Raw genomic sequence first — 14498 nt, 5'->3', positions numbered from 1 at the left:
AAAATGTGGATAACTCCAACACCAAATTCCACAATCCCCTGGTGAGAAGTACTATGTGCGTCGTGACTGTTCTGATCGTTGGTCTTGGGAATCCTGGCCCTCAGTATGAAAATACGCGGCATAACGCGGGTGTGGTCGTCGTCAATGAGCTTTTGGAGCGCGCCACCCCGATGCCCGCAACCTTGTCGGCACACAAGCGCACTAACACCGAGGTGGCGGAGTTGGCGGCGGGACGCCTGGCCAAGGACCGTGTGATCGTTGCGCGCACGCGCAGTTTCATGAATGTTTCGGGCGGGCCGGTGAAGGCGCTCGCAGATTATTTCGGCGTGAAGCCGGAAGACGTGTATGTGATTCACGACGAGCTCGATCTGGACCTCGGCGAGGTGAAGATCCGTCTCGGCGGTGGCGATCACGGCCATAACGGGCTGAAGTCGGTGACCAAGGCGCTGAACAAGCCGTACAACAAGGTCGCCGTCGGCATCGGTCGCCCGCCCGGACGGATGGCGCCGGCGGATTATGTGCTGAAACCATTCAGCGCGAAGGAGCAGGTTGATCTCGCAATTGCGGCCGCGGACGCGGCGGATGAGATTCTGCGCGCGTTAGGCTAGCCGCATGAAACTTGCGACGATCAGGACCGGAAACACCACCACCGCGGCACGGCTTATCGACGACACCCGCGCCGTCAAACTCAACGCTCCCGACATCGGCGCGCTTTTGCACGCGGGAAATTTCGAGGAGGGCGAGGAGTTCACCTTCTCCCCCGCTGATTTCGCGCCGGTGATTCCTCGTCCCGGCAAGATCATCTGTGTGGGGCTGAATTACGCGAAGCACATCGCGGAGATGGGGCATGATCAGCCGGATGTGCCGACGCTGTTCATTAAGTTCCCGGAGGCGCTCGTTGGGCCGTATGACGACGCTGAGGTGCCGGACTTCAACGCGGAGTCGTTGGATTTTGAGGGTGAGTTGGCGGTGGTCGTCGGTAAGCGGGCGCGCCATGTGTCCAACGGTGCGGATTACATTGCTGGCTACAGCGTGATCAACGACTACACGCAGCGCACGTATCAGAAGCGCACGCAGCAGTGGCACCAGGGCAAGTCGTTGGAAAAGACGGCGGGGTTCGGCCCGTGGCTGGATACGCAGTGGCAGCCGGGTCCCGCGATTACGACGACGGTTAATGGTGAGGTGATGCAGCATTCGCGTACCGACGACCTCGTGTTTACCCCCGCGAAACTCATCGAGTTCATCTCGCATCTGTATCCGCTGGAGCCTGGTGACGTGATCGCAACTGGCACTCCGGACGGTGTTGGCCACGCGCGTGATCCGAAGCGCTACCTGAAAAATGGCGACACGGTGCGTGTTGAGATCGAGGGCCTTGGTGCGATCGAGAACACGACCCGCGTGATTTCTTGCTAGCCTCGTGCCCATGAGCCAGCACGCGATGTTGACCAGCAAGTATCCGCCGTCAGATAACCTCTACGAATCGCAGTCACGCGAGGGCGACATCTCGCTCATGCTGTGCCATGGGTGGAGTACCGGCGAGATCGAGGCGTTTTTTGAGGACGATAACGGCGGCGATCCGGTCCCAGGGCTCGATGTGCTTATCGACGACATCCGCGCCGAGTACGCCAACCTCATCCCCAAAGCTTCCGAGGACGCGCAGCGCCTCGATACGCTCCGCGACGCTCTGGCTGAGCGCAACCTCGCGTTCTCGTTCGACGAGGGGCTTACTCAAAGCGACTGCGCCGAGGAAGCCGCCGAACAGGCAGAAAATGATGGCCGCAGCGGCTATGTGTACTGCACGAACCAGGACGTGGATCGAGTCATCCACACCGGCGAGCTCTACTTCGGGTTTAGCTCCGTTGAGGCGGCCGAATCGCTCGTGGAAGCGCTTCGCGGTGTTGGCCTGACCCCGATGTGGGGCGGCAAACCTACCGAGCGTGTGGCGTGTGAGGGGCTCGTTGTCGAGCTCCCGCTCGCGGATTAGAAGCCGAGCTGATCGAGCAGGCGAACTTCTGCTTCTGCGATTAACTGCAGCGGGAACAGCAGAAGGAGAAACGGTGCGGAGCTCAGCATCACCCCAGGAGCTTTCTCCGTCCCGCTCTTGTTCGCGCCACCGTTGAGTTGCTCGGCGCCGTTGATGATGTTGGTGACAAGGAAGTTGTAAAGCCCCCAGGCGCTGCCGCTGTAGGCACGGTCAGTGTTGGCAGTCGCGGCCGGAGCCGCCGGTGCCGCGCTGGCTGCCGGGGCGAGCGCGCCCAGTGCGAGCGCGCCGGTCGTTGCGGTGGCAATTGCGATCTTGGAAAGCTTCATACCTCTCTCATCGCAACAGCTGTCTAGGGCGTTAGCATCCGCTCGATCTCGGCAGCCGGTGCAGCCATCAATGCTCCCCGATCGGCGCCGACGAGGCAGTAGTCGTTATCCCTGGTCATCGGCCGTAAATACGGGTAGGTCGGCGGCAGGTCAGGATTTTCCCGCGTGAAATCTGTTTCCACACCGCTCGCCCACCGTCCGGAGAAGGCGCGGGAGACCACGGCGGGTGTGTCGGTGCGCAGGAGTTCCCGGTTGCGTTGACTGGTGCCGGCTTCGTCGGCGAGTAGGAATGCTGTGCCGCAGGCGACGGGCATGTCGATCGCGGCGACGTCTTCGGCATTGCGGACGCCGCCGGCGGCGATTACGGGAACGGTGGCGAGGGGCCGCAGATCTGCGAGCAACTCCGGCAATGAGCGCTGGTCAGGGTCGTCGTGTTGGCTCCAGGTGCCGCGGTGGCCACCGGCGCGTGGGCCCTGGATGATCACGCCATCGACTCCCCTGGCTTGGGCTTCGCGCAGTTCGGCCTCGTTGGTTACTGTCGCCCAGGCTTCCGAGCCGACCGCATGCAGTTGTGCGATCTCGGTTTCGGTGAAGCAGCCGAACGTCGAGGACACAACGGCGGGTGCGGCCTCCAGCACGGCGGCGAACTTTTCGGCGTAGTCGGATTCGAGCGCCGGAACTGCCTGTTGGAGGTGGTGGGCGGTGCGGTGGACGTCGTCAGGCAATGGCTCGGGTTGTGGCACGAAGAGGTTCGCGCCGAACGGTGCTTCGCACGCCACAAGCCATGAGCGTGCCTGGGAAACGCTGCAGGTGCCGAGCGCGATGAATCCGAACGTCACCGCATTGACGAGTTCGGGTGTGGATGGTCCGCCGGCCATGGGTGCTGCGATCACGCGTGGAAATTCCATGGGTACAGTGTGGCACGTGTTTGGTTTTTTCAGGCGCCCCAAGGCCGATTGGCTGGTTGTGGGGCTGGGTAACCCGGGTGCGGAGTATGCGCGCACGAAGCACAATGTGGGCTTTTTGGCGCTCGACGAGTTGCCGAAGATCGACGGTGTGGCGCGTTGCAAGCCGCAGACGTATATGAATCTGTCGGGTGAGGCGGTCGCTCCCCTTGTCCGGAAGTTCAACATTCCGCCGGAGCGGATCATTGTGCTTCACGACGAGCTCGATCTCCCAGCCGGCAAAGTCCGCGTGAAGTTGGGCGGGAACGAAAACGGCCATAACGGTCTGAAGTCGATTACGGAGCACCTGGGGACGCGCGATTACGTCCGCGTGCGCATCGGTATTGGCCGGCCGCCAAAGGGTACGGCCGTGCCGGATTGGGTGCTCAGTGATATTTCCGGCGACGAGGACATCGCAACCGCGGCGGAGGCGGCTCGCCTGGTCGTCGCCGAGGGGTTAGCGAAGGCGCAGAACGTTATCCACGCGCGCTAATTGCCTGCTCTAGGTCGGCAAGCACAGTGCCCAGCGCGTCGGTGTTGGCGGCCTTTTCTTCCTCGAGGTCGGTGCCGAAGATGTTGATGCCCACCTGGTTGCGGATATCAAACATGGAGAAATTCGCGACGATCTGACGCCAGTGCTCAATCGCACGAATCGCGCCGGTGCCGCTGTAGCCGACGAACGCGACCGGCTTGCCTGCCCACTCGGAGGCGAGTGAGTCGAAGGCGTTTTTCATGGTGCCGGGGATGGAGTGGTTGTACTCGGGGGTGACGAAGACGAAGCCGTCGCAGGCGTCGATGGCGTTTGACCAGGCGGTGACGGCGTCGTGCTCGTATTGTTTGTTGGCGGCGCCCGGCACGGTGGCGGCGGTGAGCGCCGGGACGTTGAACTCTGCGAGGTCGAGGAGTCGGTACTCGACGCTGTCGCGGGCGTTGCCGGTGTCGCGTACCCAGTGGGCGACACCTTCGCCGACGCGGCCTTGACGGATGGATCCTAGAATTACGCCAATTGTTGTCATGTACGCGACTGTACTCGGTGGGTGGGTCGTCGATAAGCTAGCGCCCCATGAGCACTGTTTCCGAGGCCGCCCGCCGCCGCACGTTCGCTGTTATCGCCCACCCGGATGCGGGTAAGTCCACGTTGACGGAGGCGCTGGCGCTGCATGCGCATGTGATTTCGGAAGCTGGCGCGGTGCACGGTAAGGGCAACCGCAAGTCGACGGTGTCGGACTGGATGGAGATGGAAAAGGAGCGCGGCATTTCCGTCGCATCGTCGGCGCTGCAGTTCGAGTACGCGCCGGAGGGCCACGAGGGCGAGCCGTATGTGGTCAACCTCGTCGACACCCCGGGCCACGCGGACTTTTCGGAGGACACCTACCGTGTGCTTTCCGCCGTCGACGCTGCGGTGATGCTGATCGACGCGGCGAAGGGCCTCGAGCCGCAAACCCTGAAACTGTTTCGCGTGTGCAAGGCGCGCGGTCTGCCGATTGTCACGGTGATTAACAAGTGGGACCGCGTGGGTCGTGAGCCGCTTGAACTTGTCGACGAAATCGTTACCGAAATCGACCTCCAACCCACCCCTCTGTACTGGCCGGTAGGCGAAGCGGGTGACTTCCGCGGGCTCGCGCACGTCTCCTCCGATGGCGAGATCGACGGGTACGTACACTTCACCCGCACAGCCGGCGGTTCGACGATTGCGCCAGAGGAGCACTACTCCGCCGACGAGGCCGCCGCGAAGGAAGGCGACGCGTGGGACACCGCGCTCGAAGAAGCGGAGCTTTTACTTGCCGACGGCGCCGTCCACGACCAGCAGCTCTTCGAACAGTGCATCACCTCCCCCATCATTTTCGCCTCGGCGATGCTGAACTTCGGCGTGCACCAGATCCTGGACACGCTGTGCGCAATCGCGCCGGCACCCGAGGGCCGCGCCTCTGACCCGAAGGCGGTGGAAGCCTCCACGACCGCGATGGATACTGAGCGCGAAATCGGCGACGATTTCTCGGGCGTGGTGTTCAAGGTCCAGGCAGGCATGGATAAGAACCACCGCGATACGCTGGCGTTTATGCGCGTGGTCTCCGGTGAGTTCGACCGTGGCATGCAGGTCACGCACGCCCAGTCCGGCCGCAGCTTCTCCACGAAGTACGCCCTGACCGTCTTCGGCCGCAACCGCGACACCGTGGAAACTGCATACCCAGGCGACATCATCGGCCTGGTCAACGCGGGTGCGCTGGCGCCGGGCGACACGATCTACGCCGGTAAGAAGGTCCAGTTCCCGCCGATGCCGCAGTTCGCTCCGGAGCACTTCCGGACGCTGCGTGCGAAGTCGCTGGGTAAGTACAAGCAGTTCCGCAAGGCGCTTGAGCAGTTGGATGCCGAGGGCGTCGTGCAGATCTTGCGCAACGACACGCGTGGCGACGCCGCCCCGGTCATGGCCGCCGTCGGCCCCATGCAGTTCGAGGTCATGCAGGCTCGCATGGAAAACGAGTACAACGTGGAAACGGTCACCGAGCCGATCCCCTACTCGGTGGCCCGGCGCACCGACGCCGAGTCCGCGCCCGAGCTGGGCCGCCAGCGCGGCGTCGAGATTTTCACCCGCACCGACGGCGAGCTCATCGCGCTGTTCGGCGACAAGTGGAAGCTCGCCTTCGTGGAGAAGGAGCACCCGGATCTGACGATCGAGCCGCTCATCGCCGACTAGTCGCGCCGGTTATTCGCGCTGGTCCAGGATGTCGTCGGCGATGCGGTCGGTCCACCGGCGGGTCTGCAGCCGCCACGCCGCCCCACTGTTGGAGCGTGGTGGTGCCTGGATGTGGCGGCGTGAGTCCATGCCGTGTTGGAGTTCTTTGGCGCGTAGGACTTCGGCGTCGATTTTTACGCCTTCGAGCAGCACGATGTTCATCAACCAGATCAGGGCGAGTACCGCCAGGACGGTGCCGAATGCGCCGTAGGTGCTGCGTATGCCGACGAGTTTGAGGTACCAGGAAAACCCGATCCATAGCGCACCGATGACGAGGAGCGCGCTTGCGGATCCGAGGGTGAGCAGGCGGAATTTGCCGGGTTTGACGTTGGGGGCGAAGTAGTAGAGCACGGAGACGAGCGCGATTGAGACCACCGCGATGACAGGGCCGCGCAGGTAGTCCCAGACGGGCAGGAAGATTGCGGTGAGGTAGTGCAGCTCCTCCTCCAGTTGCAGCGGCCGGGCGATCGGCCCGAACACGGCGTTGACGATGGAGTCCGTCAGCAACGCGCCCAAAATGATCACCACCGCACCGACGACCATGACTACTGTGACCAGCCACATGGTTACCCAGGTCACCGCCATAGGGCGGCCTTCGGTGCGTCCGTAGATGAGGTTGGCGTTGCGGGAGAAGGATCGCACGTACGCGGATGCTGACAGGAGCGAAATCACCACTGACACTGCCAGGGCGATGGTGCTTTCTGCTGGGGTGGCCACGATGACTGTCAGGAGACGCAGGGCTTCTGATTGCAGTTGCACCGGTACGTATTGGGCGACGAGGTCGGCGATGATTGAGTCGGCCATGTCGTCGCCACGCGGCATGAGCAGGCTGAAGATGGAGTATGCGGCGAGCAGCATCGGCGCGACCGACAGCAGGGTGTAATAGGTCAGCGTTGCGGCACGGTCCACCATGGCGTCGTTGGAAAAGTCTGTGACCACGCGGCGGAAGATGGATTTCCATCCGGCGCGTGTGAGGCGGTTGCCGCGGCGTAGGGGTGTTTCGTAGTCGTGGGGTGTGACGACGAGGTCGCCGGTGCCGTACGACATCACCATGTCGACGCGGTGCGATTCAGACATACTGGTCACCTTATACACTCCCTTGTCATGGGAATCATCGACCGCGCGCGTGAACTTTTCGGGTTGAACCAGCCTCGGCTGGTGGAGTTGCCGGGGCGGGTGGTGCCGGTGGTCGTCGATACGCTGCACGTACACACGGCGCGGCTTGTGCCCGATACCAACGAGAAGATCATCATCGTGACCACCTCAGCGAGGGCACTCGAGGAGCTTTCGCGTATCGACGACGCCGTGCAACTCACCTCCCCCAACGAACGCTCCGTCACGTTCGTGCCGGTAGACCGCAGGTCCGAGCCTGTGCTGGATCCGAAGTACGGCTGGATCATCCCCGTCACACGTGAGACCGCCGCCGAGTTTGCGGGGTTAGCAAAAGGCCCAGGCGAGCACGAACTTTCGACGCTGCACCTGGGCCTTATCCTGGAGTAATACGGCGTGACTAAACCAGTCCGATCCAGTTCCAGTAGGTGGCGGACAGCAGCAGGATGAGCAGGTAGGCCACGATGGTCAGTGGGATACCGGTGCGCAGGAACTGCTTGGAGGTAAACGCGCCGGTGCCGTAGGCCAGCATGTTTTGTGGTGCGGAGACCGGCAGCAGGAAGCCGAAGCAGATGACGAACTGCTGGATGATCACGAACCCGATGCCGCCGTTGGGTACGTCCAGGGTGGCTGCAAGGGCGATGAACACAGGGATCAGCGCGGAGGCAAGCGAGGTCGCGGAGGCGAAGCCCAGGTGGATCAGGATGTTAAACAGCGACACCAGGGCGATTGCGGCGAGGATCGGCATGGAAGATAGGCCGATAGCGCCGAAGGTTGCCTCAGACAGCCAGGTTGCAGCGCCAGTGTCCAGCAGGAACTTGCCCAGGGAGATGCCGGCGGCGAACACGACGAGGGTGCCCCAGTTGATCTGCTGCTGGGCGTACTTCCAGTCCATGACGCCGATGACCGGCATAAGCATGAAGCCGACGGCGACGATGGTGATGGTTGCGGAGGAAATCGGGTGCAGCACGCCTTCGGTGGCCCAGAAGAACAGCAGCAACATTGCGATGGCGGTGAGGCGCTTCTCAGCGCCGGTCATGGGTCCCATTTCCGCGAGCTGCTTTTCGACGAGCTCACGTCCCCCATCAATCGACTCCACCTCAGGCTTAATGGCGGCACGCATGATGAAGTACAGGGCGATGGACATCAGGATCGACCACGGTGCGGCCCAGATGAACCACTGGCCCCAGGAGACGGTCTGGCCCATTTGGTCTTCGATGAAGCCGACAGCCACGAGGTTTTGCGCCGCAGCGGTCTTGATGCCGACGTTCCAGATGGACACCGCCTGGGTTGCCGTAATCACGAGCAGCGCGGCGAGCTTGGATTCCTTGGCCAGACCGAAGGCGGCCACCATGCCCATGAGAATCGGCACGACGGCGCCGGCGCGTGCGGTTGCGGACGGGACAAAGAACGCCAGGATGATCGAGATAACAATCGCTCCGATGACAATGTTGGAAACTTTCTCGCCGGCGAACTTCAGCACATACAGCGCCAGGCGACGGTGCAGGCCGGTTGCCTGCATGGCGGTTGCCAGCGCAAGTGCCGCAGCAACAAGCGCCACCGCCGATGACGAGAAGCCGCTCATGGCGATGCTCAGGCCCTTGGAGGCACCGATCGCTTCGCCTGTTTCGGGGTCCACGGCGAACGTGAGCATGATTGCGATCAGCCCGACGATCATGACCGCACTGACCGGGTAGGACACGGCCTCCGAGACCCACATAATCACGGCGAAGGCAAGCATGCCGAGTGCGATCTTTGCGGGCATTGCAAGCCCTGCGATCGGGGTCAGGATCACCGCCGCCAACGCGACAAAAGCGAGGAAAAACGCGATCGTTTTTCCGGTGTTGAGTTTGTGTGAGGCTTGCTGTTCGGGGCTGTCTGCGGGCGCGACTGCCGTAGTCACGGTATTCCTCCTTGATGTAGTTGTTCCTGCGTAAACGTTAGTCGCACCATAGGGGGCTTCAAAATGGGATGCCTGTACTGTTTGGCCAGCTAGCGGGGCGCGTAGCATCGTGAATATGAATTTGAGTTCCCAGCTGACTTACAACATGCACCATGGAGCGCAGGACCTCCGTAACCTACTTAGCACCGGCGCTGCGGATGGTTGGTTGCCTGGGTCGTGGCAGGACTCTCTGCAGGATCTGAGTTTTTCGGTGATTGGGTTGTGGGATTCGGTGATCCAGGCTTTCTCTGCCCTGTTCTAGGGGCGCATTGTGGTTTCTCCGTACCGGTTTCTCTGGTACAAATGTAGACAAAGTTCACAACACTTTGTTGCTAAAAGGAGTTTTTCCCATGAAGGCCCTCTACAGAGCCGCAATCTTCTACCTCGCCTTCGGCCTGATCTCGGGCGTGTTCTACCGCGAGTTCACCCGCGCCAACAACTTCCCAGAAGGCCAGTTCACCCAGCTCAGCGTTACCCACACCCACCTTTTGGCCCTGGGCTTCATGATGTTCCTCATCTTCCTCGCCCTAGAAAAGGTCTTCGCTTTCTCGCGCAATAAGAAGCTTTTCAATATCTTCTTCTGGCTCTACAACGCGGGTTTGCTCACCACCGTGTCCATGCTGATCCTGCACGGCTCGATGACAGTGCTGGGCAAGGAGTCGGGCGCGGCGATCTCTGGCATCGCAGGTTTGGGCCACATCATGCTCACCATCGCGTTGGTCATCTTCGTGGTGCTGCTGGGTCGCGCCATCGATAGCCCTACCCGAACCTCTGAGGCAGCGCTGGCAAACTAACGCGCTACCCTCGCGGCATGAACACTCTCACGCCGATTCAGCAACGCCTCACCGACCGTTTCTTCCGCTACGTCCGCACGGAAAGCCAATCCGACGCTCGCGCCACTACAGTCCCGTCCACCGAAAGCCAATGGACGTTTGCGCGTTTGCTTGTCGACGAGCTCTCCACCGCCGGGGCCACCGACGTCCACTTGTCCGACACGTGCGTGGTCACCGCGAAGATCTCCGGCACCGGCGACGGCCCCGCGATCGGCTTCTGCTCCCACCTGGACACGGTGGATGTAAACCTCTCCCCCACGGTCAATCCGCAGCTAACCCATTACGAAGGCGGGGATATTTGCCTCAACGCCGAGCGCGACCTCTGGCTGCGCGCCACCGACCACCCGGAACTTGCAGCGTACGAGGGCCAGCCGATCGTCCACACGGACGGCACGAGCGTGCTTGGCGCCGACGACAAGGCCGGCGTGACCGCGATCATGGAGGCGGTCACCGAGCTCGGCGGTCAGACCCCACACGGCGACATTTACATCGCGTTCGTGCCGGACGAGGAGATCGGCCTGCGCGGTGTACGCACGATCGATTTTGACCGCTTCCCTGTCGATTACGCCTACACCGTCGACGGCGGCGAGCTCGGCGAGGTTGTAGAGACCACGTTCAACGCCGCCACCGCCACCATTACCATCGCCGGCGTCAGCGCCCACCCGATGAACGCGAAGGGCAACCTGGTCAACCCGATCACACTGGCAATGGAGTTTGCCAACCAGCTCGACGCGCAGGAAACGCCCGAGCACACCGAGGGGCGTGAGGGCTTTATCTGGCTCAACCACATCGACGGCAACCAGTCCACCTGCACCATGCAGTTGAGCATCCGCGATCATGACCGCGAAGGCTACGAGGAAAAGAAGCAGCGTCTACGCGCGCTTGCCAGCGACCTTGCCGCAGCACACCCCCGCGCCACCATCACCTGCGACATCGAAGATGTCTACGCGAACATCTCCGACGCGAAGACCCCCGAAAATTCCGTCGGCTCCGAGCGACTGCACGCTACGATGCGCCGCCTCGGCATCGAGATCAAAGAGATCGATATGCGCGGCGGCACCGACGGGTCATGGCTGTCCAACCAGGGTGTCTACACCCCGAACTATTTCACCGGCGCGCACAACTTCCACTCGATCTACGAGTTTCTGCCGGTGCCTTCCCTCGAGCGCTGCTATGAACTCACCCTCGCCCTGATGCGTGGCGAGTAACCGGCTCACTAAGCACGCTTGATGCTGGTGCTCGTCTTGTGCATGAGCTCAGTGTCAAGTTCCTCGCGCGTGTGGCGTTTTCGGCCACAATTACTGCTGCGTTGCTCGGTTCCCTACGAGATGCACAATATATTGTGCATCCCGGCTCTGGTGTTGGGGCCGGTTGTGGTTTAGGCTCGTCGATACGCGGAAGCAAAATGGGGGCTTCCGCCCGACACCCAGGGGGGATAATTATGGCTTTTCGTGCCTACGAGCTTTACTACCTCGATTCTTACGACGAGGAAGTCGATGACCTTGTCACCATGTACGACTACGACGAGGACGACTACCGTTTCGACGACGACATCCGCTGGCACATTGACGACGACTACATCATCGAAAACGGCCTCCGCGTCGCAATACTCATCCACGACCCGGACACCCACGAAATCGACTGCGCGTTGCTCCAACCGGACAACCCACGCGCGCCCGATTGGTATGGCGTGGAGGAGATGGCCAACGTCATGGCCGAAGTCCAGCGCATCATGGTCGCTCACGACGACTACACGGTCAGTATCGTGCCACCGCAGGATCCCGCGTTCGCGCTCACGGCGCCTCGCGTCTTCCCTGCGGAAGACCTCACGGCTGCGACGGTGATGATGCTCGGCGACTCGCAAGACAACGCGTGGTACAGCGCCTTTTGCATCGAGTTCACACCGAACCTGAAGTCCGACGAGTCGTTCCCAGTCGCCGTTTTTGTGTACGACCCGCGCGATAACTGCCTTGTCAGCAAGAGCTTCACCGGCATCAACCCGTTCGCGCCGGAGGCGTTCAACCGGAGGCAACGCAGGATCGTCGAGCGCAAACTCGACGAGATCTTTGCGGCAATCGACTCCTCAAAAACCGCAACCCAACCCGTGAGCCCGTTTGCCAACCTCGGCCCGCAATTCCGTGCATCGAGGCTGCCCTCCGTCGAGGCGGTCGGCCCCGACCACGCGCTCCTCCAAACACTTGAGAGGCTTCTGGCCTGGTGGCAGGAGCAGGCAGCCTAGGCGTTAGATCATGCGCTAAATCATGCCCTGGCTCATCGCCCAGCCAGCTAGCGCAGCACCAAGGCCGCCGATAGCGAGCAGCACGCCGATGATGATCGCCACTGGCGAGACCGCACCGTCGCCGTTGGCCGGCGGCTGCTGCGTCTTCGGTTTCTGCGCCGCCGGCGCGTTGCTCGTCCCTTCGGTCTTGTCCTTCGGCTGCAGCTTCCTGCGGGCCATGTCCTTGACGTACTCCGGGGCGTCGGAGGCAAGCACCTCGGCAAGCACCTTCGCCATCTCTTCGCGGGTGTAGTTCAGCGCGGAGACGTTGTAGGACTGGCTAAACACTTCCGTTCCGCGCGAGTTTGTAACCACTACGCTCAGCGAAACGACCGGCTTGTCCAAAAACGCCGCGCGGTCGAGCTTGATGTCTACCTGCTTCTCGTCGCCGACTTTGCCGGCAGGCTTCAGGTCGTAGCTTTGTTGGAACACTCCCGAGCCGTAGTTGACGCTGACCTTAAACCGCTCGTCCACGTCTCCCAGGTTGGAGATGGTGCCGCGCAGGACGTTGTCGTCGCCAAGCTGTGCGACGACGCCATTGTCACCGTTCGCGGTTTCGTTGAGACGAAAGCCTGCCTTGTACTTGTTATTGCTTGCCGCGTTGATGACCAGTTCCTTGACGTCACCTTCGGTCAGCACCGGCATGCTTTCCTCGCCGTGCGAGTGGTCGTGATCGTGGTCGTCTTTGTCGTTTTCCTTGTCTGTCTCGTCGTTCACTCCGATGTGGCCTTGGCCAACGTTCGCGCCTGGAAGGTTCAGGTTCGCCCAGTCCGCCGGGATCTGAAATTCCCTGCCGGTCTCGTCGTGGCCGTGCGTTTCCTTTTCGGCAAAGTTGAACTGGTTGAACTGGTGCGCGTAACTCATCACCGAGTTGTACTCTTCGAGGTCATCGCGCGCCGGTGCCGTGTTTGACTCCACGTGCGCGCCGTAGTGCAGCAGGTTCAGGGTGTGGCCGAACTCGTGCAGGATCGTGTTGCGCAGCTGCTCCTGCGTGGTCATCTCAGGATGGTTCGCCACGAAGAATACGGAGTCGTTGACCAAAGCGAGGCCTGTCGAGGAGTCGCCGCGAGAAATCGTGTCGCCGATGACGCCAACGCGGAAGACCGCCTTGCGTTCTCCCAGCAACCGTTCGCGTGCCGAGATGAATTGGTTTTGCGCATACAGCGCGTAAGCCCATTCGTCTTTGGCCAACTTCGGATCGGCCAACCCTGGCATGAATTCTTTGGCGTAGTCCTCGGTCTTGCCGCCCTCGCGGTCTGCCTCCTTCATGCTGGACATCGAGGAACTGACGTACTCCGGCCCCGCAACGATGTGGAGATTGATGCCTTGTTTGGCGAAGCGCTCCTCCAACTGCTTGAGGATCTCCGGCGACGGCGCATAGTCCTTCGTGTTTGCACGCGCACAGTCGGCGAACTGGGTAAAGCCCTCCACGGATGCCGCGAAGGATTCCTTCCGATCGCACTTGAGTTGTTCCCACTCGGATCGCATCCAGTGCAGCTGCAGGAACAGGTCGGGTTTGTTTTCGTCGGCGCCCCACTGGTGGATTGGCAACGATTTGCCTGAGGAGAGTTTCATGCCGACGCGTTCCCACGAGTTGCGCAGCCCGTCGCCGTCGGAGTCGAACGCGGCTGGCTGCGGGATGAAACGCGCCTGGGTTTCGGCCTCGAGTTTCTCACCCGCTGCGAGGCTCTTGCTCCAGCGTCCGGCCTGGTAGCGCGCGTCGTTGTCGTTGCGGCTCTCCTTGGCTTTCTCAGCGGTCGGTCCTACGCCGAACCGGTCGGCGTTCGCAAACTTCACGCGTGCGGTGTGGCCGGGCTTTTCCGGGGAGACGCGAATTTCGCCGTCGAAGTATTGCTGCGCGCGGAGTTGGCCGTGGTTGCCCATGATGTCGCTTACGGCTTCGACGCGGACATTGACCGGGGCGCCCGAGACGTTGGTGGCGGTGACGGTGTACTGGATGATGTTGTCGAAAATGTTGATGGTGCGTTTGACCTCAACACCGTTAAACGTCTGGGTGTAGACAACCGTGTCGGTTCCGTCGTCTCTGCTGAGGGTTTCGGGCGTCGCGTTCCAGTCGACGGGCATTTTCGCCTCGTTGACGTACACGTCGGTGCTCAGCCCGTACTTGAGCACCTCGGCGGCAGCTTCGGGGTGGTCGAAGTCGAAGAGGCCCTGTCCGTCGGGGCGCACGGTCGCGTTGATGTACGGCGACCATGTGCTCTTCTGCTGCCCCTCAACGACAACCTGCCTGCCTTGCTGTGTGACCTTGGCGTGCGCGGGCACAACGCAGACGGGGGCGAGGGCGGCGCACAGGCCGACTGCCATTACTTTTGTGGAAAATCGCATG

Annotated in this window: 16 protein-coding genes; 10 read left to right on the top strand and 6 right to left on the bottom strand. The window is 61.8% G+C overall.

Going from position 1 to position 14498, the window contains the following annotated elements; all coding sequences use genetic code 11:
- The first annotated feature begins 62 nt into the window (after window positions 1–62).
- Genes pth (HMPREF3048_RS10990) through HMPREF3048_RS10980 form a run of 3 tightly spaced genes read left to right on the top strand, consistent with a single transcriptional unit; the run spans window position 63 to window position 1984 of the window.
- Window positions 63–608 (top strand): aminoacyl-tRNA hydrolase, encoded by a 546-nt coding sequence (gene pth, locus HMPREF3048_RS10990; protein WP_246818902.1) that lies wholly within the window; start codon window positions 63–65, stop codon window positions 606–608.
- Window positions 609–612: 4 nt separating this feature from the next.
- Window positions 613–1413, top strand: a complete 801-nt coding sequence (locus tag HMPREF3048_RS10985; RefSeq protein ID WP_070614925.1) for a fumarylacetoacetate hydrolase family protein — start codon at window positions 613–615, stop codon at window positions 1411–1413.
- A gap of 10 nt (window positions 1414–1423) precedes the next feature.
- Entirely contained in the window at window positions 1424–1984 is a 561-nt protein-coding gene (locus HMPREF3048_RS10980) for a DUF6891 domain-containing protein (RefSeq protein ID WP_246818901.1), read from the top strand.
- Here HMPREF3048_RS10980 and HMPREF3048_RS10975 read toward each other — a convergent pair.
- Together HMPREF3048_RS10975 and HMPREF3048_RS10970 are read right to left on the bottom strand one after the other, a co-directional pair.
- Window positions 1981–2310, bottom strand: a complete 330-nt coding sequence (locus HMPREF3048_RS10975) for a hypothetical protein (RefSeq protein WP_070772297.1) — start codon at window positions 2308–2310, stop codon at window positions 1981–1983. The two genes, HMPREF3048_RS10980 and HMPREF3048_RS10975, sit on opposite strands and share 4 nt — an antisense overlap.
- Window positions 2311–2333: 23 nt before the next feature.
- Window positions 2334–3218: an NAD(P)H-dependent flavin oxidoreductase gene (locus tag HMPREF3048_RS10970; RefSeq protein WP_070772295.1), complete on the bottom strand. Its 885-nt coding sequence runs from the start codon at window positions 3216–3218 to the stop codon at window positions 2334–2336.
- On the opposite strand from HMPREF3048_RS10970, the gene pth (HMPREF3048_RS10965) reads away from it, so the two are divergent.
- Window positions 3217–3747 (top strand): aminoacyl-tRNA hydrolase, encoded by a 531-nt coding sequence (gene pth, locus HMPREF3048_RS10965; RefSeq protein ID WP_070451130.1) that lies wholly within the window; start codon window positions 3217–3219, stop codon window positions 3745–3747. The two genes, HMPREF3048_RS10970 and pth (HMPREF3048_RS10965), sit on opposite strands and share 2 nt — an antisense overlap.
- Here the strand turns inward: pth (HMPREF3048_RS10965) and HMPREF3048_RS10960 are convergent.
- Window positions 3731–4270 (bottom strand): NADPH-dependent FMN reductase, encoded by a 540-nt coding sequence (locus HMPREF3048_RS10960; protein WP_070421246.1) that lies wholly within the window; start codon window positions 4268–4270, stop codon window positions 3731–3733. The genes pth (HMPREF3048_RS10965) and HMPREF3048_RS10960 overlap by 17 nt on opposite strands.
- Before the next feature lie 47 nt (window positions 4271–4317).
- On the opposite strand from HMPREF3048_RS10960, the gene HMPREF3048_RS10955 reads away from it, so the two are divergent.
- A complete protein-coding gene (locus tag HMPREF3048_RS10955) occupies window positions 4318–5949 on the top strand; it encodes a peptide chain release factor 3 (protein ID WP_070772294.1) in 1632 nt (543 codons plus the stop codon).
- Between the two features lie 9 nt (window positions 5950–5958).
- Here the strand turns inward: HMPREF3048_RS10955 and HMPREF3048_RS10950 are convergent, their stop codons facing one another.
- On the bottom strand, window positions 5959–7065 hold the full coding sequence (locus tag HMPREF3048_RS10950) for a YihY/virulence factor BrkB family protein (protein ID WP_070772292.1): 1107 nt from the start codon (window positions 7063–7065) through the stop codon (window positions 5959–5961).
- Between the two features lie 27 nt (window positions 7066–7092).
- On the opposite strand from HMPREF3048_RS10950, the gene HMPREF3048_RS10945 reads away from it, so the two are divergent.
- Complete coding sequence (locus HMPREF3048_RS10945) at window positions 7093–7488, top strand: hypothetical protein (protein WP_083316882.1); 396 nt, start codon at window positions 7093–7095, stop codon at window positions 7486–7488.
- A 10-nt stretch (window positions 7489–7498) separates the two neighbouring features.
- Here the strand turns inward: HMPREF3048_RS10945 and HMPREF3048_RS10940 are convergent, their stop codons facing one another.
- On the bottom strand, window positions 7499–9001 hold the full coding sequence (locus HMPREF3048_RS10940) for an SLC13 family permease (RefSeq protein ID WP_070772289.1): 1503 nt from the start codon (window positions 8999–9001) through the stop codon (window positions 7499–7501).
- A 115-nt stretch (window positions 9002–9116) separates the two neighbouring features.
- Here HMPREF3048_RS10940 and HMPREF3048_RS10935 point away from each other — a divergent pair, with 115 nt between their 5' ends.
- The 4 genes from HMPREF3048_RS10935 to HMPREF3048_RS10920 all read left to right on the top strand — a co-directional run bounded on the left by HMPREF3048_RS10935 (window position 9117) and on the right by HMPREF3048_RS10920 (window position 12112).
- A complete protein-coding gene (locus HMPREF3048_RS10935) occupies window positions 9117–9302 on the top strand; it encodes a hypothetical protein (protein WP_070772287.1) in 186 nt (61 codons plus the stop codon).
- 88 nt (window positions 9303–9390) lie between these two features.
- Complete coding sequence (locus HMPREF3048_RS10930; RefSeq protein ID WP_070772285.1) at window positions 9391–9834, top strand: DUF2871 domain-containing protein; 444 nt, start codon at window positions 9391–9393, stop codon at window positions 9832–9834.
- Window positions 9835–9851: 17 nt separating this feature from the next.
- A complete protein-coding gene (pepT, locus tag HMPREF3048_RS10925; RefSeq protein ID WP_070772283.1) occupies window positions 9852–11081 on the top strand; it encodes a peptidase T in 1230 nt (409 codons plus the stop codon).
- A 233-nt stretch (window positions 11082–11314) separates the two neighbouring features.
- Entirely contained in the window at window positions 11315–12112 is a 798-nt protein-coding gene (locus HMPREF3048_RS10920; protein WP_070772281.1) for a hypothetical protein, read from the top strand.
- A gap of 15 nt (window positions 12113–12127) precedes the next feature.
- On the opposite strand, the gene HMPREF3048_RS10915 is transcribed toward HMPREF3048_RS10920, so the two are convergent.
- Complete coding sequence (locus HMPREF3048_RS10915) at window positions 12128–14497, bottom strand: zinc metalloprotease (protein WP_141758914.1); 2370 nt, start codon at window positions 14495–14497, stop codon at window positions 12128–12130.
- Between the last annotated feature and the right edge of the window lies 1 nt (window position 14498).

The sequence above is a fragment of the Corynebacterium sp. HMSC075D04 genome (assembly GCF_001815635.1).
Taxonomy (GTDB): domain Bacteria; phylum Actinomycetota; class Actinomycetes; order Mycobacteriales; family Mycobacteriaceae; genus Corynebacterium; species Corynebacterium coyleae.
The sequence above is the reverse complement of the archived record's forward strand: the minus strand, read 5'-3'. Positions and strand labels throughout refer to the sequence as shown.

Bases quoted from the DNA above. Each gene is read 5' to 3' on its own strand.
- HMPREF3048_RS10985 (WP_070614925.1), top strand. From the start codon at position 613: ATGAAACTTGCGACGATCAGGACCGGAAACACCACCACCGCGGCACGG.
- HMPREF3048_RS10980 (WP_246818901.1), top strand. From the start codon at position 1,424: ATGAGCCAGCACGCGATGTTGACCAGCAAGTATCCGCCGTCAGATAAC.
- HMPREF3048_RS10975 (WP_070772297.1), bottom strand. From the start codon at position 2,310: ATGAAGCTTTCCAAGATCGCAATTGCCACCGCAACGACCGGCGCGCTC.
- pth (WP_070451130.1), top strand. From the start codon at position 3,217: ATGGGTACAGTGTGGCACGTGTTTGGTTTTTTCAGGCGCCCCAAGGCC.
- HMPREF3048_RS10970 (WP_070772295.1), bottom strand. From the start codon at position 3,218: ATGGAATTTCCACGCGTGATCGCAGCACCCATGGCCGGCGGACCATCC.
- HMPREF3048_RS10960 (WP_070421246.1), bottom strand. From the start codon at position 4,270: ATGACAACAATTGGCGTAATTCTAGGATCCATCCGTCAAGGCCGCGTC.
- HMPREF3048_RS10955 (WP_070772294.1), top strand. From the start codon at position 4,318: ATGAGCACTGTTTCCGAGGCCGCCCGCCGCCGCACGTTCGCTGTTATC.
- HMPREF3048_RS10950 (WP_070772292.1), bottom strand. From the start codon at position 7,065: ATGTCTGAATCGCACCGCGTCGACATGGTGATGTCGTACGGCACCGGC.
- HMPREF3048_RS10945 (WP_083316882.1), top strand. From the start codon at position 7,093: ATGGGAATCATCGACCGCGCGCGTGAACTTTTCGGGTTGAACCAGCCT.
- HMPREF3048_RS10935 (WP_070772287.1), top strand. From the start codon at position 9,117: ATGAATTTGAGTTCCCAGCTGACTTACAACATGCACCATGGAGCGCAG.
- HMPREF3048_RS10930 (WP_070772285.1), top strand. From the start codon at position 9,391: ATGAAGGCCCTCTACAGAGCCGCAATCTTCTACCTCGCCTTCGGCCTG.
- pepT (WP_070772283.1), top strand. From the start codon at position 9,852: ATGAACACTCTCACGCCGATTCAGCAACGCCTCACCGACCGTTTCTTC.
- HMPREF3048_RS10920 (WP_070772281.1), top strand. From the start codon at position 11,315: ATGGCTTTTCGTGCCTACGAGCTTTACTACCTCGATTCTTACGACGAG.
- HMPREF3048_RS10915 (WP_141758914.1), bottom strand. From the start codon at position 14,497: ATGCGATTTTCCACAAAAGTAATGGCAGTCGGCCTGTGCGCCGCCCTC.